The 23,696-nt window shown below is 30.0% G+C and carries 12 protein-coding genes and 3 tRNA genes; 9 read left to right on the top strand and 6 right to left on the bottom strand.

Going from position 1 to position 23,696, the window contains the following annotated elements; translation table 11 throughout:
• Positions 1 to 755: 755 nt before the first annotated feature.
• From cas13a to tpiA, 5 genes are all read right to left on the bottom strand, one after another.
• Positions 756 to 4,235 carry a type VI-A CRISPR-associated RNA-guided ribonuclease Cas13a gene (cas13a, locus tag LEBU_RS08875; RefSeq protein ID WP_015770004.1) on the bottom strand — a complete coding sequence of 1,160 codons (3,480 nt, stop codon included), beginning with the start codon at positions 4,233 to 4,235 and terminating at the stop codon, positions 756 to 758.
• A gap of 29 nt (positions 4,236 to 4,264) precedes the next feature.
• On the bottom strand, positions 4,265 to 4,681 hold the full coding sequence (locus tag LEBU_RS08880; protein WP_015770005.1) for a type II toxin-antitoxin system HicB family antitoxin: 417 nt from the start codon (positions 4,679 to 4,681) through the stop codon (positions 4,265 to 4,267).
• A gap of 303 nt (positions 4,682 to 4,984) precedes the next feature.
• Positions 4,985 to 5,167, bottom strand: coding sequence for a type II toxin-antitoxin system HicA family toxin (locus tag LEBU_RS08885; RefSeq protein ID WP_015770006.1), 183 nt, complete (start codon positions 5,165 to 5,167; stop codon positions 4,985 to 4,987).
• Between the two features lie 232 nt (positions 5,168 to 5,399).
• Positions 5,400 to 5,609: a preprotein translocase subunit SecG gene (secG, locus tag LEBU_RS08890; RefSeq protein ID WP_015770007.1), complete on the bottom strand. Its 210-nt coding sequence runs from the start codon at positions 5,607 to 5,609 to the stop codon at positions 5,400 to 5,402.
• 61 nt (positions 5,610 to 5,670) lie between these two features.
• The gene (gene tpiA / locus LEBU_RS08895) at positions 5,671 to 6,438 is read right to left on the bottom strand and encodes a triose-phosphate isomerase (RefSeq protein ID WP_015770008.1); all 768 of its coding nucleotides are present in this window, start codon (positions 6,436 to 6,438) and stop codon (positions 5,671 to 5,673) included.
• Positions 6,439 to 6,633: 195 nt separating this feature from the next.
• Here tpiA and LEBU_RS08900 point away from each other — a divergent pair, with 195 nt between their 5' ends.
• From LEBU_RS08900 to LEBU_RS08915, 4 genes are all read left to right on the top strand, one after another.
• Entirely contained in the window at positions 6,634 to 6,993 is a 360-nt protein-coding gene (locus LEBU_RS08900) for a magnetosome magnetite crystal formation protein family (protein ID WP_015770009.1), read from the top strand.
• 129 nt (positions 6,994 to 7,122) lie between these two features.
• Positions 7,123 to 7,209 (top strand) — tRNA-Ser (locus LEBU_RS08905).
• A gap of 19 nt (positions 7,210 to 7,228) precedes the next feature.
• Positions 7,229 to 7,322, top strand: a tRNA-Ser gene (locus tag LEBU_RS08910).
• A gap of 28 nt (positions 7,323 to 7,350) precedes the next feature.
• A tRNA-Arg gene (locus LEBU_RS08915) sits at positions 7,351 to 7,427 on the top strand.
• 239 nt (positions 7,428 to 7,666) lie between these two features.
• Here the strand turns inward: LEBU_RS08915 and rpsT are convergent.
• The gene (rpsT, locus tag LEBU_RS08920; RefSeq protein WP_015770010.1) at positions 7,667 to 7,933 is read right to left on the bottom strand and encodes a 30S ribosomal protein S20; all 267 of its coding nucleotides are present in this window, start codon (positions 7,931 to 7,933) and stop codon (positions 7,667 to 7,669) included.
• A 566-nt stretch (positions 7,934 to 8,499) separates the two neighbouring features.
• Here rpsT and LEBU_RS08925 point away from each other — a divergent pair.
• From LEBU_RS08925 to LEBU_RS08945, 5 genes are all read left to right on the top strand, one after another.
• A complete protein-coding gene (locus LEBU_RS08925) occupies positions 8,500 to 9,102 on the top strand; it encodes a TetR/AcrR family transcriptional regulator (protein WP_015770011.1) in 603 nt (200 codons plus the stop codon).
• Positions 9,103 to 9,208: 106 nt separating this feature from the next.
• Positions 9,209 to 9,748, top strand: a complete 540-nt coding sequence (locus LEBU_RS08930; protein ID WP_015770012.1) for a flavodoxin family protein — start codon at positions 9,209 to 9,211, stop codon at positions 9,746 to 9,748.
• Positions 9,749 to 9,762: 14 nt separating this feature from the next.
• The gene (locus LEBU_RS08935) at positions 9,763 to 10,392 is read left to right on the top strand and encodes an NADPH-dependent FMN reductase family protein (protein WP_015770013.1); all 630 of its coding nucleotides are present in this window, start codon (positions 9,763 to 9,765) and stop codon (positions 10,390 to 10,392) included.
• A gap of 268 nt (positions 10,393 to 10,660) precedes the next feature.
• On the top strand, positions 10,661 to 12,196 hold the full coding sequence (gpmI, locus tag LEBU_RS08940; RefSeq protein ID WP_015770014.1) for a 2,3-bisphosphoglycerate-independent phosphoglycerate mutase: 1,536 nt from the start codon (positions 10,661 to 10,663) through the stop codon (positions 12,194 to 12,196).
• A 434-nt stretch (positions 12,197 to 12,630) separates the two neighbouring features.
• Positions 12,631 to 23,565 (top strand): autotransporter-associated N-terminal domain-containing protein, encoded by a 10,935-nt coding sequence (locus LEBU_RS08945; RefSeq protein WP_015770015.1) that lies wholly within the window; start codon positions 12,631 to 12,633, stop codon positions 23,563 to 23,565.
• The last annotated feature ends 131 nt before the right edge of the window (positions 23,566 to 23,696 follow it).

The raw sequence follows: 23,696 nt of genomic DNA on the forward strand, positions 1-23,696 counted from the left end.
CTCCTTAAATTGAAGATTTTTTATAAATTTTTTACTATTATAACATTTTTTTTAAAAAATTGTGAAAATATCCAAAAGTTGTTTCCAAATATTAATTTCAAAGTTTTAATACTAAACCCGATTTGAAAAAAAGAAATCTAATAAAATATTCAACCAACATTCAACTTCTTCTTCCCCAAATAAACCACTTACAAAATCTAAGATATAATCACATAAATTCAGAACTATCAACTCCTATATTTATTTTTCATATCATCTTTTTAATTACAAAATTATTATAATACGTATTAAATACGTAGTAAATAATTTTAAAACTTTTTTTAATATTTTTTCCAATTTCTAAATAAATAAAAAAGAGCCTTATCGCTCTTATTGTTTTATTAATATTCTAAATCTTTGATGGTGTTAATTTGAGGAACTTATATATATGTTTTAGTCCTCTTCATTTTTGGGGTGGTCTAAATCTATATCGAAAGTTAAGCTAGAATGTGTCATATTGTTTTAGTCCCCTTCATTTTTGGGGTGGTCTAAATCCCATCCAATTATGGGATAATATGTTACTTTTTATTTTAATATTTGATTATTTATTGTTTTTTTACTGATTTAGATTATCCCTTTGTCTTATTTTACCACATTTTTCTCATAATGCAAACTAATATTCCAAAATTTTTGTTTCTTTTCTTATGATTTTTTCTCCGATAGTTATTTCGCCAGATAAGATTTTCATTTTCTTGAACTAAACGACTTTATATTTTTTAGTTTTCAGATTTTTTTTCTTCCATTTTATATTCAAACATAATCTTCACAAGTTTACACAATTCTTCTGAATTTCTATCAGTCATTAATTTTTTCTTTTTTAAATTTTTCAAATGTACAATTTTTTCCGACTCTAAAGTCTGAATTCCTATTTTCTTATCTGCTCCTATTTTAAATGTTGCTACAAAACCATATTCCTTTAATATATCCACTACTGATTTCATAACTGCATTTTTAAGTTTTCTATCATAAGAAAGTAGTTTTCTTAAATTTTCCAGCACTTCTAAAAGTGAAATTTCAGCATGCGGAATATAGTTGAAATGTGCAATATAGTTTCGTATATACAAATCTTTTTTCTCTTGTTTTAACACTTTTATATTTGCACTGGAATATTTATTTATTTTTACTTCATCATTTTGATGTAATTCCTTATAAAATTTTATATACTTTTCAACAATTTGTCCACCTTTATATTTCACATTCTTTTTATTCTCAAAATTAAATATTTCTTCTATATACTGATTTTCTGGAAATTCCCCTTTTAATCTAAATCTCAAATCTCTTTCCCAAATCGAAGTATACCCCACAAGTCTATGAAGTATTCTTAATAGTAGACCTTGTAACAAATTTAACTCATTAAATTCTACTTTATTTTTCAAATGAGTATATTCTTCTATATTTTCAATTGCCTGTTTATAGCTTTCATAATCTTCATCTGTAAATTTTTCATCTTTTCTAGGTCTTGCATATTTTCTATGTAAATTTTCCTGCATTTTATGATTTTTTTCAATTTCATTTTTTTTATTACTGTATTTTTTCAATTCTTCTATACTTATTTTATATCCTGCCTTATCCGCTATTTTCTCAAGTAAATTTAACATCCCATATTTTTTTATATTATAAAAAGCTCTATGCTTTATAATATTTTCTCCATCAAAATATATTTTATTTGTGTCAAATTTCTTCAATTCTTTATTATCTTTTACCTTATTTCCATTAAAATCTAAAAACTTCCCAATTTCATCCGCTTCTAATTCAAAATCTTCTGTTACTCTATTATTATCTAAATTTAAAAGATTTATAAGTTCAAGTTGATCTGAAAAAGCTTCTTCTTTATTTGCACTCTGATATTTTTCAAGACTTCCTTTCAAATTAGTCAATTCTTTATGATTAAGCAATTTTAAAATTAAATAAAACATGTTCAATCTTTCGGTGTATTTTAATATATTTCCTAATTTTATCTCTCTTAAAAATTCATTTATTTCATATGGAATTTTAATATTATTATTTTGTTCATATTTTTTCAAGAATTTATCAAATTCTTGCTTTTTTTCTGCTAAAGAAGTATTTGTTTCTTCATCGCTTCCAATATATATTAGGCTTAATCTTCCGTTATTTGCCAAGTAAGTCATAAATCCTTTTAAAAATATTTTTTGTATAAAGTCAATATATGTATCTTTTTCCTCTTCATCCTGATTTCCAGCATTAATCATATAAAGGCTTTGTATATTTGCAAGATATTCTTTAGGAATTTTTTCTTGAATATCTTCAAATTTTTGTAGTTTATAAAATCCAGTTTTTAAATTTCTTTTATCATTTTTATTTAATTCAATTATTTCTTTGCTTATCTCAAAAAAATTCCCGTTATTGCTCATAAAATAATTTAAAAATTCTCCATAATAAATATTTTTCAAAAGATATATCTGAGCATCTATAATTTCTTTAGTTTTATTATCATCATTTGTTTTCGGAGTTTTCCAATAAATACCTAGACTATTTTTTAAATCATCTATCCTGCTGTACAATTTTGTAAATGACGGAACAAATGGAATATTTTTATTAACAAACTCAAATCGTGTTCTCTTTAAATAATTTAATATTTTATATTTTTCCAAATACCTAAATACATTCGCACTATTCAACTGCCTAAATATCTTCAATTTCAATTTTTTCTCATTTATTTCATTTTGAAACATTTTTTTTGAAATTTCAGAAGGAGCTATATTTTTAAATGCAAATATATCTTTCCCTTCTAATTCCAAATTAAAATGCACAATCCCATGTCTAATACTGCTAATAGCTTCATCAATATTTGCGAAAAAATCTTCTATCTCATTTTTATTATCCATATTAAAATCATAACTATAGAACATTTTTAAATTTTCTTTTACTTCATTTTTCTTGTTTTCATTGTATATTTTATCAACTTCTCCAGAAACATATTTTTCTTCGCCCTTATTATTTTTTACAGTCTTTCCTCTCATTCTACCTGTAATATCATTCTCATTTTCAGTTTCAAGAATATTTCTCAATGAAAAATATGCAACCGAAGAAACTCCAATTATATTTCGTAAAAATGCTTCATTTTGTCTATTCCTAGCAATAAAATCACTTGTTGCAATTTCTCCATCTTGTAAATAATAATTATATTTCCCGCAATTTCTTACATAAGTATCCAATTTATTTAGTAATTTATTTTCAATTAATTTTTTTAAATTTTGATATTCAAATATTCTCTTAATTTTATCGTTACTTATATTACTCAGTCTTTTATACACATAATTTTTCAAAAGCTGACTCATTTCAATTTCCACAAAATGACAAAAAGCATATTTTATATTTTTATCATTAAGTTCTTCTTTATCCAAATAATATTTATAAAACACTTGTGATTTTTTTAATTCACTCATATCTGGAACTTTTTCAATTAATTCTTTCATATTATTTACATTTTGTATTTCTTCATAAATAATTTTAGCAAAATTTTCTTTATCATTTTTTCTTCCAATTATTTCGTGATAAAATTCTCTTATTTTATATTTTTCAAGCTTTGTTAAATTTTCTATTTCTAAAACTAACTTGGCAATATCCTCTTCTTTATATAATTTATCAAAGGCTTCTTTTACATTACTCACATAAGCATCACGTTTTGCTGATTCTCTGTAATAATCATAAATAATATTTCTTTTGCTCTTTCCTTCAACTTTTTCAATATTATTTTCATTAATTTTCTGGTAATTAGCCTTATTTTTTTCAAATGAATATTTTAAAGAATTTATTTTATTCAATTTTTTCTTAATATCGTTTCTAAATACTTCCAATTCTTCTGAATTTACATTTTCATTTAAATATATTTTTTTTAAAACCGCAAAATTTTTTTTATCTCTTACATCGGATTCCAAAATATCTGTTTCAGAATATTCCCTGTCAATATTTTCCTTTTTTCCATTCTTTAAGCTTAAGGTATTGTCTTTTAAATACACCATTTTATTTGAAAAGAATTTTTTCAGTTTTCCTATTCTTTTTTGATTTTCTTTTGTTTCTGTACTGCTAGGATTTTTTATATACATATCTAGTCTCATATTTAAAAGTGCAGATAATCTCTCATCAGTCCTATTTTCTTCACTTTCGCTTTTTACAAGCCTTCCTTCACTAGTATATTTTTTATGTGAAATTCCTCCAACTTTTGTAACTTTCATATATAAAAACCTCCTAATATCTATATTTTTTACTCAATACCTAATTCTTTTTTTAATGCTTTTTGTAAAATCTGTGAAAAATTTAGATTTTTTTCCTGTGCCAATATATCTAGCCAAACAGGAATTGTTAAAGTTTTCTTTTTAAGTGCATTTGTAACTTTTGCCACTTCATACACTGGATCAACAGATAAAATATACAAATACTGATTTTCTTTCAGTTTCACATCCTCCACTTTTGAAGGCTCAGGAAATTTTTTTCTTACATCCAAAAAATCAGCCAAATGCAGACCCAATGTCTCTCTCAAATTTGAAACAGCCTCCTCCATGCTGTCTCCAAATGTAGCATAATAATTTATCTCTCCATCTTCAAACTTATCAAAATCAACAATACAACCATAATAAGTCCCATCTTCCTTAGTTACCACTACTGGATAAAATACATCCATTTTCATTATCTCCTATCTATTTTACGTATTGAATACGTGTATAAAAATGTTTATAAAATTTTTTTAGCATCTCTGCTAAATCAAAATAATTATTTCAAATTTTTCTATTTTTTTAATCATTCATTCAGAATCACTATTCTTTACTCGTATAACTTTCTTTTCACTTAATCTTTCTAAAATAATTAAACTTTTTCAAAAAATTTTTTAGCATTTCTGCCAAATTAAGAATTCCCTTCGTTTTTGGGGTAGTCTAAATCCCATCCAAATTATTGGATAATAATTTTTAGTGAAAGCAAGAAGGGACTAGAATTTAATCCCAACTTGTTTTTCAATACTTTTTACTGTTCCTACAGGTATATCTTTTGAATATGGTACTGTGACCACACCTTCCACACCTGGGATCATCCATTGATAATGACTACCTTTTATACGTACAACTTTTCCGCCTAATTTTCTAAATCTTTTTTCGATTTTTCTATATGACATAAATATCATTCCCTTCTAAAATAACGTTAATCATAACTTCTAATAGAAAGTATCTGAAAATTAGGAATAGTTGAAAAGTTTTACAAATAGTCATTTTCAACTTACAAGTCTATTATAACACGTATTCAGTACATTGTCAATAGTTTTTTAAAAATTTTTTTAGAAAAAATCACAGCCAATATTTTTAACTGTGATTTCAATACTTTTATAAAATCAAAAAATTATTTTTCCATTACGATCTTACAATTTGGAATAAAATTGCAACGACTAGAAATAATGTCGCAACAATTTCTGTAAATTTTTCGATTCCTTCTTTTTCTTCATCCAAAATATTAGCAGAACTTTTTGCTAAACCTTGGCTTCTGTCTGGCTGTAGTAAAATTACGCTTATCATAATGATTGATAAAATTACTAAAGCTATAATTAATAAATTTTCTAACACGTGTTCCTCCTATAATTTACAAAACAAGAGAATAGCTAATCAATTTTATTTTTTAAATCAATTATTTAGCTGCTGCATCTCCGGCTTTTATTATTACAGCGAATTTTTCAGGAATTAAACTTGCTCCTCCTACTAATCCACCGTCAATGTCTGTTTGAGCGATTAAGTCAGCTGCATTTGCGTCGTTCATTGATCCACCATATTGAACTGTCACGTTTTCTGCAACTTCTTTTCCATATAAGTCAGTTAATAATCCTCTGATGAATGCGTGAACTTCTTGAGCTTGTTCTGGAGTGGCAGTTTTACCTGTTCCAATTGCCCATACTGGTTCATATGCAAGTACAACGTTTGCCATTTCAGCGGCTGTAACATCTTTTAATCCACCAACAATTTGAGTTTTCACAACATCATTAGTAGTTCCAGCTTCTCTTTCTTCCAATTTTTCCCCAATACATAAGATTGGTTTCAAATCGTGCGCTAATGCTGATTTTACTTTTTCATTGATGATTTCATCAGTTTCATGGTAATATTCTCTTCTTTCAGAGTGTCCTAAAATTACATATTCTACACCTAAATCTTTTAACATCAATGGTGAAACTTCTCCAGTATATGCTCCGCTTTCTTTAGCGTTCATATTTTCAGCAGCGATTTTAATGTTGCTTCCTGCAGTTTCTCTAGTCGCTGTTTCTAATGCAGTGAAAGGCGCTCCGATTACGATTCCTGCATTTTTCACATCTGCTACTAAAGGTTTTAATTCATTGAAGAATTGTGCAGCCTCTTTTGCAGTTTTGTTCATTTTCCAGTTTCCAGCTACTATTACTTTTCTCATAGTTTCTCCTCCATTATTTATTTGATATTTTACATTTTCTTTTATTTTATCACATATTACTTTTTTTATCAATGCTAAATAAACTATTTTTTACCTTTTACAACGGATTTTTAATTTGATTTTTCAGATTTTTTATGTTAAAATTCTTTACGTAATCAAGTAAATTAAATATTTAAAATATATTAGGAGGAGTTTATGGGTAATAATATCAGTGAGCAAAAATCAATTGCAGGATTAAGAGCAAATGCAGCTGCTTTTATAGTAAATCTGAGCTTTTTTATGGGACTTGGCTTATTAATTCCAATTTTTGCATTAATTTTAGAAGATAAAAATAATTTTGTAAGAGCATATTCAAAGCAGACTTTGGCAATTACAATTTTAACTTTAGTGTCATTTTTATTAAATTTTATTATATTTATCGGAAATCTAGCTTTTTTTATAATTTTTATATTATTAATTATTTTTCAAATTGTTGCGGCGGGAGCATCAATTTTAGAAAAAGAATTTAAAATTCCTTATATAGAAAAAATTGTAAATTTATTATTTGTAGACTAAAGATAAATATATTTTTTAAAATAATCAAGGCAGGGACAATTCAGATATGCGAATGGTCCCTTCTAAAAAAAATTAAAAAAGTTATTGACAAATTATAAAAACATATGATATACTAATTGAGTAACGTATGGGTGGATGTCCGAACGGCTAAGGGACCGGTCTTGAAAACCGGCGAAATCGCAAGATGTCTGGGTTCGAATCCCAGTTCACCCGCCATTTAAAATTTATATTTTTTGGAGAAGTGGCAGAGAGGCCGAATGCGCTCCCCTGCTAAGGGAGTATCCGGGCTAAAACTTGGATCGAGGGTTCAAATCCCTCCTTCTCCGCCATTTTTTTTTAATAAACTAATTAATAAATGCATCTGTAGCTCAATTGGATAGAGCGTCTGACTACGGATCAGAAGGCTATGGGTTCGACTCCTGTCAGGTGCGCCATTAAATAAAATAATACTTTATTACATAACTTGAAGAGATTTAAAAATATCTTTGGAGATAATTTGGGGACATTTTTAAAATTCTTCATTTTTTTATTTCTGTAAGTATATTTATTGCTTTATTTCCATTTTTATTTATTAAATATATAAAAAAAGACTATCTTAAAAATATTAGGATAGTCTTTTATTTTAATTGTTAATCTTAAAAAAATTTTTTTAAAATCAATCAGTGACAAAAAATTAATTTGCCAATGCATTAACTTTTAATGTTAATCTAGATTTTTTTCTTGATGCAGTGTTTTTCTTAAGAACACCTTTTGTTACAGCTTTATCTAATTCTTTATATGCTGCACTTAATGCTGATTTAGCTTCGTCGACATTTTTAGCTTCAACAGCGGCAAGCACTTTTTTTACGAAAGTTTTAGTTCTACTTCTAATAGCTTGATTTCTAGCTGCATTTCTTTCACCAATAAAAACTCTTTTTTTAGATGATTTTGAATGTGCCATTTTTTCTCCTTTCAATAATTTTTACTTATGAAATAAAATGCTATATAATTCAATATATGCAAATTACACAATATATTATCATTTTTTTCAATAAAAATCAAGATATAAAGAACAAATTTTTTTCTATATTGTCCATTATGAGTTATCTTGATTAATAATAGTTTATTCTTTTATGTTTTTTAATTTATTTTAACACAAGGAAATGGTGTCTAATGCCCTTACGTTACAAAAAAATTAAATAAAAAATAGAAAAAAACTACTATTAATCATAATGGTTATAAATAAATAAAATTAGAAAAGTACAATTTCAATAAACCTATTTGATAACCATGTAAATTTAGAAATATAATGAAATAAATATTATTCGCAAGAGGTCAAACCCTTGTTAAATATAAAGAATATTAAGTTTCTAAACAATTCTAATATTAAAAATAATTGGGTATAATCTAAATTTATACATTAGAGAAATTATAAATTTTAAAAAATCTCAAATAAACTTGACAGTGATAAGATTTAATTGTATAATCTTTACAGTGGTAAGATATAGAAGTTAGGAGAAGCTAAATATGGAAAAATCTAAAAAAAGTTACCATCATGGAAATTTACGGGAAGAATTGATTGAAAAAGGGATAGAGCTGATAAATGAAGTGGGAGAAGAAAAATTATCTTTAAGAAAAGTGGCTAAAATGTGTGGAGTAAGCAATGCAGCACCGTATACATATTTTAAGAAAAAAAGTGATTTACTTTACGCAATGAGCGATTATATATGGGGAATATTGGCAGCCGAACTGGATAAAACAAGGAAAAGATATGAAAATCAAGAGGATTTATTGGTAAAATTAGGAAAAACATATGTTATGTTTTTTTGTGGAAATCATAGATACTATCATTTTATAATTTCAAGAAAAAATATGAAAATAGATTTATTCTCAAAGTTTTCAAAAGTAGAAAATAATAATGAAAAAGCCTTTAGTATATTAAAATTTGAGGCAACGAAAATACTAAAAAAAATGGGAGTGTCAAATCAGGCTATACAAGATAAAATTGTGGCAATGTGGGCGTTGGTACAAGGATTGACAACAATAATGATTACAAATGATATAAAGTATTCTGAAAGCTGGGAAGAAAAAATAGAGGAAATAATAAAATCAGTTTGTATAGCAAAGTAATCTTAAAAGAGAATTGAAAAGTTGCTAGTTGCTGTATGAGTTTGAATCTTAAATTTAGTAGTTAAATTTCAGATAGATTTTAATATATCTATGGAAGGTGATAAATATGGAATTAATTATACATGATTTAGATAATGAAAAATTGGAAAATTTAAAGTGGGAAATTGAAAAAAAGGAAAAAATTATGGATAAAATAAAAGAGAGTATAGATCAAAAGAAAATAATCGATGATGAAGATATATCTATAATTTGTGATAATAATAAAATTAAAAGCTGTATGGGATGTTTTGAATGCTGGATTAAAACTCCAGGGAAATGTAAAATTAGAGACGGATATGAAAATTTAGCAAAATTATATTCCAAAGCAGACAAAGTTGTGATTATAAGTCAATGTGTTTATGGTTCTTACAGTCCATTTGTAAAAAATGTGCTAGATAGGACAATCCCATATTTATTACCATTTTTTAAATTCAAAAATAAAGAGATGCACCATATCACACGAAATAAAACAAAATTTGACTTAAATGTATATTTTTATGGAAAAAATTTGTCACCAAATGAAAAGACAGTTGCTAAAGAAATAGTAAAGGCTAATAGCGTGAATTTAGATGTGAAAAATTTTAAGGTTTCTTTTTTAGAAAATTAGGAGAATGATGAAATATGAAAATTAGTATAATAAATGGAAGTCCAAAAGTAGGCAAAAGTAATTCTGAAATATTAGGAAATTATATTTTACCCTTGCTTAAAGACAATGAAATAAAAAAATATTATTCGATTTCTGTTAGATTAAATGATAAAATTAAAAATGAAATTCATAGCAGTGATATTTTGATATTTCTTTTTCCCCTCTATGTTGATGGGATTCCGTCCAATCTGTTAAAATTACTTGTAGAATTTGAAAAGGAAAAAGTTATAAAATCTGAAACTAAAATTTATTGCATAGCTAATAATGGATTTTATGAAGGCAAACAAAATCGGTTGGCAATTTTGCAGATGAAAAATTGGTGCGAGAAAGTTAAGGCAGACTGGGGACAAGGAATTGGTCTAGGTGCAGGAGAACTGTTGCCGTATTTGAAAAAATATAAACTGGGACAAGGACCACTCAAAAATTTAGGTAAAGTATTAGATAAATTTTCTACTAATATTCTAACTCTAAAAAGTGATAAGGATATTTATATAAATCCAAATTGGTTAAAAAGCCTGTATTTTTTTCAAGGTTCAATTTCATGGATTTTAAAAGGTAGAAAGAATAATTTGAGAATAAGGGAACTTTTTAGAAGAAGTAATTAAAATTTAGGAATATTTCAAAAAAATGCTTAGACAAGTAAGGATTCTAAAGGGGATGGCTACTGTTCCCCTTTGCTTAAAAAAAAGAAAAAATATAAAAATTATAGAAAAGACATTTATTAATAATAATTCTTTCGAATAACTACATTGAAAAACTATATAAATTGACAGAGATAAATTTTTTGTTCAAATTCCTTGATAAATTTAGAAAAAATTTGTATAATAGATGTAGAAAAAGAAAGTTATTTAAAAAATGGAAGGAAGAATGCTTATGAAGAAAAGACCAGTAGTTTTAATAATTTTGGATGGATGGGGAATGAACCATCATGAAAATCAGGTTGATGGAGTGAAATTGGCTCATCCGATTAATTTTAACAATTATCTTAAAGAGTACCCTCATACTGAATTAAGAGCAGATGGAGAATTTGTAGGATTGCCTGAAGGACAGTTTGGAAATTCGGAAGTTGGGCATACAAATATTGGTGCAGGAAGAGTAGTTTACCAAATGCTGCCAAAAATTTCAAAAGCTATTAAAGAAGGTACAATTTTAGAAAATAAAGTATTATCAGATATTATGGAAACTACAAAAGCGAACGGAAAGGCTTTACATATTACAGGATTAACTTCTGACGGTGGAGTTCATTGCCACATTGAACATTTAATTGGATTAGTTGATATGGCTAAGAAAAAAGGATTGACAGAAGTTTATGTTCATGCGATTATGGATGGAAGGGATACGGCTCCTGAAAGTGGAGTAGAATACTTGGCACAATTACAAAAAGCATTGGATGAACTTGGTGTAGGAAAAATCGCTACAGTTGTTGGAAGATATTATGCAATGGATAGAGATAACAACTGGGACAGAGTGGAACTTGCCTACGATGCCTTGACTTCTGGAGAAGGAAACTTAGCGGCTACAGCTGATGAAGCAATTAGAAACTCTTATGCAGATGGAGTTACAGATGAATTTGTAAAACCTGTAAAAGTTGGTGCAAAAGACAATGGATTGATTAAAGATGGAGACGGTGTAATTTTTGCAAACTTTAGACCTGATAGAGCTAGACAATTGACTAGAACTTTTGTTGATCCTGAGTTTAAAGGATTTGAAAGAAAAGTTTATCCTAAAGTAAACTTTGTTACAATGGCTCAATATGACGCTACATTTAGCTCACCTGTGGCATATCCGCCTGAAACAATCATAAACGGATTTGGGGAAATTGTATCAAAAGCTGGATTAATTCAAGTAAGAACTGCAGAAACTGAAAAATATGCACACGTTACATTCTTCTTCAACGGTGGAAAAGAAGAACCATATCCAGGAGAAATCAGATTGCTTTCTGATTCACCAAAAGTTGCAACTTATGATTTACAGCCTGAAATGAGTGCTTACAAAGTTAAGGAAAGATTACTTGAAGAATTAAATACTGGAAAAGTTGATACTGTTGTATTGAACTTTGCAAATCCTGACATGGTTGGGCATACTGGAAATGTAGATGCTGTTATTCAGGCTTGTCAAGCGGTAGATAACTGTACTGGACAAATTGTAAGAAAAGTATTGGAACTAGACGGTGCAGTATTAATTACTGCGGATCATGGAAATGCTGACTTATTAGTAAATCCTGAAACTGGAGAACCTCATACAGCTCATACTGTAAACCCTGTTCCTTTCATTTTCATCACAAACGACATGAAAGATGCAAAATTGAGAACAGATGGAAAATTGGCTGATATTACTCCAACAATGCTAGATTTACTAGGATTGGAAAAACCAGCTGAAATGGATGGAAGCACATTAATTATTAAATAATTATGATATTCATTTTAAATAAAAAAGATAATTGGTTAATTTTAACAAAAAAAATAAAACTATTGAAAAAATCTCTCTAAAATTTAAATTAGGGAGATTTTTTTGTTGTAAAGAAAATAAAAAAATGTTATAATAATACGAAAAAAAATAAACAGCATAGTTATAGAAGTCAATCAGTTTAAAATTATCATAATATAATAGTTCTTAATAAATATTTAAACTATATTGCTCAAAACGAATTAAACTAGAATATTAAATAAATTTGAGAATATTATGAAAAGGGAATAAAAATTTTAAACACGATTGACTATAATTATGAAAAACAAAAAAATTGTAACAATTACAGAGTAATAAAGAAAATAAAAATGAAAATTATTGATTTCAAAGTTAAAATTTAAATAACTTTATAATAAAAAAAAGAAAAAGGAGAAAAAATGAGTAACAATTTAAAACAGGCGAAAAAAGATTTAAAGGCTTTTGCTAAAAGAGCGAAAAATGTAAAATACACGGAATCATTACTATTTTCGTACTTAATAACAGGAATGATAACATTTTCAATTGGTATCAATACATCTTCGGATGTACTTTATGAGCGTATGAACAAAGAACTCGTAATGTCAGCAGAAAAAACACGTACTGCAATTAAGAAAAAGAAAAAAGCAAATAAAGAATCAATAGAAGACTTGAATTTGGAATTAATTCAATTAATGGAACAGGGAGACCAAGTTATAAAATCAAAATGGGATTCATGGCAATTTGGTTCAAATACATTTGCATCGAGAAACAATGGAGCTTACAAAGGAAGAGGGGATAAGGCTTCAAAATACCCTTTTGTAGGAGTTTATAACCGTGGAAACTGGGGAGAAACAGCAGCTTTGTCAAATAGAAGAAGAGTTCTAAATCCAACAATTAATTCGTCATCTGTAGGTTCAACATCTTACGGATTGGCTTCATTGTTGCATGTGCAAGAGCCTGAAGTAGAAATCCAAATAATGGCAAATGTACGTCCAAAATCTGTTTTAAAAGAAGAAATAACAATTACCCCACAAATTGATATGCCAAGAGAAGTGGTAAGACCAGCGATTAATTTAGGTGTAACTACGCCAATAGCAGCACCAACAATATTGCTACCAACATTAAATCCTGTAGCAATAGAAGTTGCAAAAATTGATGAGCCGGGCGCACCTTCAAAAGTTGATCCAATAAATATTACAATGAAGCTGGATGCACCACAAATAACTTTGAAAATTACACCGCCATCATTAACTATGGCGATTAGCGCACCAGAAGCTGAAGTAAATACGATAACGATTACACCTCCAGGGGTTTCGGAAGTTAGTACGATTACTGTGAATAAGCCAGCTGCACCGAGCGTTACACCACCTAGTCCAACAGTGAATCCAATAGTTTTTAGTATTCCAAACTTGAAACCTTATGGAAATAATCAATATCAATCAAGAAATCAAAATAAAAATTTAGAGGCAAAAATTTATACTTTATCTGTTCAAGATGATCCACAAAGAGGAGATGCTTCAATTGTTGAATATATAACTAATACTGGCGAATTTACTGCTCCAAGTGGAACTGTTATGAATGTTGATGTAAAACGACGAAGAGCAGTAACATTAGATCCTGGACTTCCTACAAAGCAAAAACCTGGAATAGAAGAATGGGGCGGAATTGACGATCCAAACTATTCTTTCGAAAATTTTGGAAGGATTAATTTAATAGTAGAAGATACAGCAGGTATAGAAGTTCAACCGGATACTCATAAAGGAAATTTAAAAGTTAAGGGTATAAACAGCGGAATTATTGAAGGAAAAGCTGACAAACAAGCTGCAATGTTATTCACATCTGAAAATTCTACTTCTAAAAATGAACATACATTGATAAATAAAGGGAATATTATTATGGGAGGTAAGAATTCAGTAGGATTTGCGACTAGTGATTTTATTGTTGAGAACAATAATAAGGCAAGTTGGCATATGATTGCAAAAAATGAAGGAATTATTGATTTAAATAATGAAAAAAATCATGGAATGGTAGTTGCTAAAACTCAAATTCCAATAGGTAGTAATTCTAGTTTTGAAAATAGCGGGACAATTAACGTGAATGGGAAAGAATCTGGTGGAATTACCTTGTTAGATAAGATACCGACTGCCACAAATACTGGTACTATTAATATAACAGGAAAAAATTCTTTTGGGCTTTATTCTGAAGTGGATTCAAAGATAAAAAATGCTGGAAATATAAATATTAAAGATGGCGCTACAGGAAGTATGGGAATTAGAGTTGGAAGCACCACAGCAACTAATATGTCTAATGAAGGTGGAACTATTACTATTAGCAGTAAAGATGGTAATAATATGGGGGTTTATTCAGAAGATGCGCCATTTGATAATAAAGGTGCTATTAAAGTTGAAGGAAAGAATGGAAATATTGGAATGTACTTCAACGGAACAACTGGAGGAACAAATAAGAATCAAGGGGCAATTACTGTTACTGGGGAAAATGGTTATGGTGTAATGCTTAATAATGGTTCAATATTTGAGAATCATGATTCAATAAAAGCAACAGGAACTGATGCAATGGGAATGTACATGAAAAATTCAACTGCCACAAACAAACAAAACAAAACTATTTCAAGTACAAAACACCATGCAGTAGTTCAAGATGGAGGAACATTTACGAATGAAGGAACTGTTTCTACTGAGGCAGGTGGAAAAGTTGCCTTATATTCTGAAAACGGAACATTTACAAATACAACAGATGGAGTAATATCGGCTAAAAATGGTGGAATTGCTATGTTTGTAAAGGATTCTACGGGAACTGTTGCAGGAAAAATTAATGTTGGAGACTCTGCAAATGGAAATACTGGAATTGGTGTGTATCTAGACGCTGCTTCTAGTAAAACTGTAACATTCAGCGGAGCAGAATTGAAGTTAGGGAAAGGAACAGTTGGACTTTATGCGGAAGATGCGGATAAATTTGGGACAGGATTTGCAGCAACTAATTTAAAAGCAGATGTTGGAGAAGGAGCAGCACTTGCATATTTTGGAGCTGTGGGAACAGGTACTATAAGTGGTGGAATATTATCTAATATAACATCATTGAAAATGGGACCTAAATCTACACTTCTATATGGAGATAAAAATTCAACAATAGTGGTTAATGATAATTTTGATATGTCAACATATACAGATATTGATAAAACAGCTCAATTTTTAGTATCTGATCAGGGAACTACTACAATTAATGCTAGTAAAACTATAAAAACTAACTTGAAAACTACAGTTTCAGGATTAAGTGGCGCCAATGTAACAAATAAAGGAACAATTGAAATGGCAGGAACTGATGAATCTGTGGGAATTTACTTAAAAGGTTCAACAGGGACAAATGAAACAAGTGGGAAAATATCTGTTGGAGAAAATCAGTCTATAGGTATTTATGGTATTGAAACTTCTGTATTGACAAACAAAGGAACAATTGAAACTGAAAAGGAAAAATCAGTTGGGATGCTTGGGAATGCGAGTACAATAGACAATGTTTCAAGTGGAACAATTGAAACAAAAGGTGAAAAATCAGCTGGAATTTATGGTACTAACGAATCAACAATTACAAACGAAGGTACAATAACTGCCAAGAAAACTGGATCAGCCGGAATTTATGCAGATGATAGTCAAGTTACAAACAAGACAAGCGGAATTATAGATACTGAAGAAGGAAAATCAGCCGGAATTTATGCTATTTTTAAAAAGGCAAAAAATATTGAAAATTCAGGAACAATAAATGTCGGAACATCATCGTCTCCTGGAACAGAAACTCAAGGAATTGGAATTTATGCAAAATTAGATACAGCAGCAACAGGAAATTTGAAAATAGAAAATAAAGAAGCTATAAATATTAATATACAAAAATCAATTGGGATTTATGCACAAAATGAAACAGGTTCTGATGGAAGAGTTACGGTTGAAAATAGTAAAGATATAAGTTCCATTGCTACTGCTAACGGAGCTATAGGGATAATGGCTAAAAAAGCTAAAGTAACCAATATGGCAAGTACTGGGAAAATAGAACTAGGAGGAAAAACATCAGTTGGAATTTATGGAATAGAAAATTCTGAACTGAAAAATTTTGGAAGTATTTTACTTACCAATACGGCTACAGATTCAGCTTCAGTTGGTATGATGACAGATGGAAAAAAACTTGAAAATGACGGAATTATCACAATGAGTGGTGGAGCTTCAGCAGGAATGATAGGAAAAGACGGAGCAACCATAAAAAATAATGCTGCGGGAACTATTACAATACAAGGTGAGAAATCAGCGGCAATTTATACTGAAAATTCAACGCCATCAAATGCAGGTACGATTAATATTGAAGGTAAAGAATCATCTGGAATATTTGCAAAAAATACTGATAATAAGGACTACACTATCGAAAATACAGGAACAATAAACTTAAAGGGGACTGCAACACCTCCGGGAACTCAGTCAGCTGGAATATATGCCGAAATTGGACCTTCAGCTGGAAAAACTACAGTGTACAATAAAAATAAAATAACTGTGGGGCAGAAAAATTCTGTTGGAATATATATAAAAAACGATGCGGCTAGAGAAAAAGGAGAAGCCATAAATACTGGGACGATTGATCTGGATGTTGAAAGTACAGTTGGAATCTTTGTGAATAAGGCAATTGGAGAAAATAGAAATATAATAAATGTAAAAGATAAGAGTTCAGCTGGAATGTATGGAAGTAACGATTCTGTAATAACAAATAAAAATGAAATCAATGTTTCAAGTGAAGATTCAGCTGGAATGTATGCTTTAGATTCAAATGCTACAAACACAAGTACAGGAAAAATAACATTGACAGCGTCTAGTGGAGCATCTAGCGGTTCAGCTGGAATGTATGGAAAATTATCAAGTTCATCAGTAAAAGATTATACAGTATTGAATGAAGGAGAAATCAAACTTACATCTGTTACTAAAAATGTTGGAATTTATGGTGAAGCTGCAAGTGGAGCTGCTAAAACATTGACTTTACAAAATAATAAAGAAATAAATATTGATAATGGAAGTACAAAATCTGTTGGAATTTTTGCAAGAAACGACCTTTCTAATAGTGTAGATACAATAAAAGCAATTAATAAGGCTGGAGCAACAATTACAGTAAATTCAGAAGAATCAATTGGAATTTCGGCAGTAAAAAGTACAGTTGATAATAGTGGAACAATTACTATGAACGATAAAAAGTCCGCAGGAATTTACGGTAAATCTGGCTCAAAAGTAACTAACAATAAGAAAATTGAAATGAAAGAAAAAGAATCAGCTGGAATTTATCTTGAAAATAGTGATGCTACAAATGCGGCAGATGGAACAATTACTATTGATAAAGGAGCTTCGGCTGGAATTTATGGTAAATTTACAAGTGATGCGACAGATGACAACACAATAGTAAATAATGGTAACATTACTTTAACTGGTACAAGTGGAGAAGAAAAGAGTGCTGGAATTTATGGAGAACGCGATTCAACTGCTACTAAGAAATTGACAATAACTAATAATAAAGAAATTGAAGTTAACATGAAGAAATCTGTTGGAATATATGCCTTAAATGAAGGAACAAAAAATAGAGATGATTTAGTTGCGGAAAACAATGCAAGTAATGGTGAAATTAAAGCAAATTCTGAAAATTCAGTTGGAATGCTTGCTAATAATTCAGTGGCAAACAACAAAAATAAAATAACAGTAAATAATAAAAAAGCTACTGGAATGTATGGAGAAAATGGTTCATTAATAACTAATGATACTACTGGAAAAATTGAAATCACGACTGCTGGTGAACAAGCAATGGGAATTTACGCAACAGGAAAAAATACATCTACAGGAAAAGTTACAGAAGGTGTAAATGACGGAACTATTGATGTAAAAGGAAAAGAAGGCACAGGAATGCTTGCAACTGCCAACGCTAAAATTGTTAATAATAAATCAATAACTGGTTCAGTTGAATCTGTAATTGGAATGTATGGAGTAGATAGCGGAACTGAAGTAATAAATAAAAAAGATATCGAATTATCTGGTAAAAAATCTACAGGAATATTCGCAAAAGATGATGCCAAAGCACTAAATAAAGGGAAAATACTGTTAAAATCTACTTCCGACAATTCAGTGGGAATGTTTGGAGTGTCAAGCGGAGCTGGGAAAAAAATTACTCTAACTAATGATACCGACGGAACAATTGATGTGGAATCTGAAAAATCTACAGGAATGTTTACAAAAAATGATGGTAATTTAACAGATTCGACTGTAAAAAATGAAGGAATTATAAATCTTAAAACAAAAAATACAGTTGGAATTTATACTCCAAAATCTGATGTACAAAAAGTAGGAAGAATTAACTTGGAAGACGATGCTGAATCTTCAGTAGCTGTATATTTATCAGAAGAAGCCAAGGCAGATGCTTCAACAGGAATAATTGACTTGAAGGAAAAATCTCAAAGCAGAGTTGCCTATTATATAAAAGGAACTTCTGCCACTGACACTGGAAAACTTTATGGAGCAAATATCGGTAAAATAAATGGTTATGGAGTTGGAGTCTACCTTGACGGAGGTAAATTGGATGGAACTACTCCTAAACTTGATTACACAAATGGAAGTACAGGAAATGGGATAATTGGACTTCTTATGAAGGGAGCAAGTGCTGATATTTCAACTTATACCCAAGGAATAAAAGTTGGAAATTCTGTATTAGACGAACCAAATGATTTTTATGCAATAGGAATTTATACTGATGAACAGGGGACTTCTGGAACTCCGAAAGCTATTTCAGCTGATGTGACAACGGGTGCAAATGGAGTAGGACTATTTGCTGAAAATTCAAGTCATATTACTTATACAGGAACTATGAGTATAGGAAATAATACAACAGCTGGAACTGGTATTTACATTGGAAATGGTGGAGACGGAACTAAGACTTCGACTGTAACAATTGATAGTGGTGCAGATATTAAATTAAATGGAGTAAATGGAGTCGGAGCAATTGTTACCACTAATGCAACAGTTAATTTTGAAACTGGTGCAAAAATTCAATTTGGTGGTGATGGAGTAGGTATCTTTGGTCAAAAAGGTGCACATATTAATGATAATGGTGGAACTTTAGTTACTAATGGGCATTCAGTAGAAAGAATAAGAGTAACCGAAGGAAAATCAGAAACTAAAGTCGATTTAACCTTAGAAACTGGAAATATTATGTCACATGTTATAAATGGAGAAGCTATTGTAAATGCTGGAGTTACTGTTGATTCAAAAGTAAACTCTAAAAATATTATTGCACTTATGGCTGATGGTAATAAAAATCCATCTCCGAGTCACACTACATGGATAGGAACACTTGGATATGATGCTGAAAATAATGGAAAAATTGATTTGTCAAATGCCGTTACAAGTACAGCGATGTATCTTGATTCTTCGAGAGGAATTAACAAAGGCGAAATTATTATGGGAGATAAATCAACTGGTATTTATGGAATTTATAAAAATTCAACATCAGTTTACAGTGATGCATTGCCTGGAACTAAAAACACAGGAATAATTACAACAACAGCAAATTCAAAAATTACAATTGGAAATGAATCGTCTGCCATTTATGCCATTGGATTTGATAAAGTTGAAAATAATGGAGAAATAGAAGGAAAAGACAAATCTGTTGGAATTTATGCAAAAAATACTACTTCTAGTACTAAACCAGTAAATGTTAACAATACTGGAGATATTACTTTAGGAAAAGGTTCAGCAGGAATTTATATTTCGCCTGAAATTTCAACTGCAACTGTAGTGAATAGCGGAAACATCACAGTCGGAGATTCCACATTAAATTCGAGCGGAGATGTCGAATCTACTTCTGTTGGAATATTTGTAAAAAATAAAACGAATTTAACTACAACAGGAGATGTAACAGTTGGAAATAAAGGATTTACATTATATGGAAATGATTCAACAATAAACGTAAACGGTGGAAACTATGATTTCTCAAACAGCGGAAGCCTTGCCTACCTTGAAAACAATGCTGTTCTTAACTATAACAACAGCGGAACATTGACAACATCATCAGAACCAATGCTGTACATAATTAACAGTAAAGCAAATATGAATAATAATGACATTATTGTAACTTCCAAAGGAACTGGTATTTATATGAATGGAGTTTCTACATTTAGCGGATGGAACAATATGACTTTAAATGATGGTTCAACTGGAATTTATGCGGATAATTCAGATGCAACAGTAACTGGTAGAAAAATAACAGGAACTTCTGATAAAGCAAAAGGAATTGTTGCAAGAAATTCAAGTGTTACGAATAATGCGAATATGGATTTTTCAAATGATGATTCAATTGGAATCTTCTCACAAAATAAATCATCAGCTGTAAAAAATATTGTAAATAATGGAAATATTAACATTACAGGAAAACGTTCAATTGCTGCATATTTAGAAGGTACTATGGAACAAACATTTGAAAATACAGGTACGATAAACGTTGACAAAACGACAACTTCTGTGAAAAACGATTCTACAGTTGGAATTTACGCACAAAGCGGTTCAAAAATTAATGTAAAAAATAGTGGAAAAATAAATGTAGATGAAGCTTCATTTGGAATTTATTCACTTAGTGAAAACGGAAATATAGAAACAACAGGAACTTCTGTAATCAATGTCGCAGACAAAGCTATTGGAATTTATAAAAAATCTGGAACTGCCAATCTTGGTGGAACAATCAATGTTGCAGATCATAATGCAACTGATGTGAATAGTGAGCCTGTAGGAGTTTACGGAACAAGTGGAGTAACAATTACTGACAATACATCAATCTTTAAAGTTGGGGATAAATCTTATGGAGTAATTTTGGCAAATCCTGGATTAAGTAAAACAAATGTTTATTCAAATTCAGCTTCATCAAAGATAAGTTTAGGAAAAGAATCGACATTCCTTTACACTGAAGGAACATCACAGGCTACAAATAATGGAACAATTACATCTGGAACAAATAATGGAATTATCGCAATTTACGGAAAAGATGGAGCAAACATTGTAAATAACGGAACAATTGACTTGTCGCAAGGAATCGGAAATCAGGGTATGCTTGTAACAGGAGCATCAAGCGCTACAAATAGAGGAGCAATAAAAATAGGAAAAACTGACAAGTCTGATCCAGATAATATTATTTACGGAATCGGAATGGCAGCCATTGACGGAGCATCTGCAACAAATACAGGAGATATCTATGTTTCAGGAAATCTAAGTATCGGAATGTACGGAGATAAGAGCGGAACAACTTTGAGAAATGATGGAAATATTTATCTTGATGCTTCTGGAGCGACTTCAACTGACAAGATTCAAACAATGATGGGAGTGTTTGCAAATAATGGTACAACATTTGTAAATACAGGAACTATAACTACAGTTGGATCATACGTAGGTAATGGCAATGTGCAAGGACTTGTGGGAGTTGCTGTATTAAACGGAAGTACATTGGAAAACTATGGAACAATAAACATTGATGCAGACACTAGCTACGGTGTTCTTATAAAAGGTACAGAAAACAATAAATCCATAATCAAGAACTACGGAAACATTAACATTAGCGGTCTTAAATCTTATGGTGTACGTTACGATGGAAATTCGAAAGGTGTAACTGGAAATGACCTTCCAATAGGAGATGACGCAACACCTGCCAACACACTGCCTGCAATAAATTCAGGAGCTGGAAAAATTACTTCATCAAATGGAGCACAAGATTATTATGCTCCTAAAGATCCAAGCAAAACTATCGGCGGAACAGGAATTGTACAGCTGCCTGACGGAAGACTGGCAATTCAAAGAAACGGTGTACTGCTGGATGAAAACCAAGTTCAAGTAATAGACTACACAACTCCAACAGTAAACTATGCTCTATCAAACTTTGGGGTATACGTGGATACACTTGGAAGAACGAGACCAATTAATCTGGATAGAGCAACTGATATTGGCATAAATAGTGATCTTCTGATAGGAACAGAATTTTCTGTACTTACAAACAAGAAAGATGTAATAATAGGAAAACAAATACTGCAGCCGTTCCTTAACCAGATAAATGCTGGAATATTCAACTTTACACCATATTCAGCTTCGTTAACATGGATGGCGACACCTGAAGTAGATCCAACAACACAGCAGATTACACGTGTACTTATGGCAAAAATTCCTTATACAGCCTTTGTAGGAAGAACTGCAAATGAATTTAACTTTGCTGACGGGCTGGAACAAAGATATGATGCAAATGCTCTTGATTCAAGGGAAAAATTGATATTCAATAAGTTAAATACTATAGGAAACAATGAAGAAGCCTTATTGGCACAGTCTTATGATGAAATGATGGGGCATCAGTATGCAAATGTTCAGCAAAGAATCTTTGAAACTGGTAATTTATTAAATAAAGAATTTGATTATTTAAGAAGAGAATGGGATACAAAAACAAAAAATTCAAATAAAATAAAAACATTTGGAATGAAAGGGAATTATAAAACAGATACAGCTGGAATCATTGATTATAAGAACAAGGCATACGGATTTGCATACTTACATGAAAATGAAACTGTGAAATTGGGAGAAGCTTCTGGATGGTATGCTGGAGCTATTAAAAATAAATTTGACTTTAATGACATAGGAGGTTCAAAAGAAGAACAATCTATTGTAAAAGCAGGTGCATTTAAATCAATGCCAATTGGAAAAGATTACAATAATGGTCTAAACTGGACTATTTCAGCCGAAGGATTTATGGGAAATGGAGAAACAAAGAGAAAATTCCTAGTTGTTGATGATATATTTGACGCAAAATCTGATTTTCATTCATTCGGATTTGCTGTGAAAAATGAAATTAGAAAAAATATTAGAACAAGTGAAAGAACAAGCATTTCACCGTATGGAAGCCTAAAACTTGAATACGGAAGATTTAATGGTATAAAAGAAGATAACGGTCAGATGCGTCTAGAAGTAAAAGCAAATGATTATTATTCAGTAAAACCTGAAATTGGAGTAGAATTTAAATATAAAAAAGCATTAGGAACAAGAACAACTCTTATTGCAAAAGTAGGAGCAGCTTATGAAAATGAACTAGGACAGGTTGGAAATGTGAATAATAAAGCAAGAGTCCGTTATACTTCAGCTGATTATTTCAACATAAAAGGAGAAAAAGATGACAGAATCGGAAATGGGAAGCTTGACTTTAATTTCGGAATTGAAAACACAAGACTTGGAATAACTGTAAATGCTGGTTATGATACAAAAGGTAAAAATGCAAGAGGTGGAATAGGATTAAAAGCCATTTATTAAAAAAATATTTTTAATTAATTTAGAGAGAGTGCTTATATTTTGGCACTTTCTCTAATAAAAAAATGATCTTCAAACTTTTCAAATATTATTGCTAAGTTTTTAGACCATTTTTTTTATATTATTTTTTATTT

The organism is Leptotrichia buccalis C-1013-b, from assembly GCF_000023905.1.
Lineage (GTDB): Bacteria > Fusobacteriota > Fusobacteriia > Fusobacteriales > Leptotrichiaceae > Leptotrichia > Leptotrichia buccalis.

Excerpts from the sequence above, each read along its gene's own strand:
- cas13a (WP_015770004.1), bottom strand. The coding sequence starts at position 4,235 with ATGAAAGTTACAAAAGTTGGAGGAATTTCACATAAAAAATATACTAGT.
- LEBU_RS08880 (WP_015770005.1), bottom strand. The coding sequence starts at position 4,681 with ATGGATGTATTTTATCCAGTAGTGGTAACTAAGGAAGATGGGACTTAT.
- LEBU_RS08885 (WP_015770006.1), bottom strand. The coding sequence starts at position 5,167 with ATGTCATATAGAAAAATCGAAAAAAGATTTAGAAAATTAGGCGGAAAA.
- tpiA (WP_015770008.1), bottom strand. The coding sequence starts at position 6,438 with ATGAGAAAAGTAATAGTAGCTGGAAACTGGAAAATGAACAAAACTGCA.
- LEBU_RS08900 (WP_015770009.1), top strand. The coding sequence starts at position 6,634 with ATGGGTAATAATATCAGTGAGCAAAAATCAATTGCAGGATTAAGAGCA.
- rpsT (WP_015770010.1), bottom strand. The coding sequence starts at position 7,933 with ATGGCACATTCAAAATCATCTAAAAAAAGAGTTTTTATTGGTGAAAGA.
- LEBU_RS08925 (WP_015770011.1), top strand. The coding sequence starts at position 8,500 with ATGGAAAAATCTAAAAAAAGTTACCATCATGGAAATTTACGGGAAGAA.
- LEBU_RS08930 (WP_015770012.1), top strand. The coding sequence starts at position 9,209 with ATGGAATTAATTATACATGATTTAGATAATGAAAAATTGGAAAATTTA.
- LEBU_RS08935 (WP_015770013.1), top strand. The coding sequence starts at position 9,763 with ATGAAAATTAGTATAATAAATGGAAGTCCAAAAGTAGGCAAAAGTAAT.
- gpmI (WP_015770014.1), top strand. The coding sequence starts at position 10,661 with ATGAAGAAAAGACCAGTAGTTTTAATAATTTTGGATGGATGGGGAATG.
- LEBU_RS08945 (WP_015770015.1), top strand. The coding sequence starts at position 12,631 with ATGAGTAACAATTTAAAACAGGCGAAAAAAGATTTAAAGGCTTTTGCT.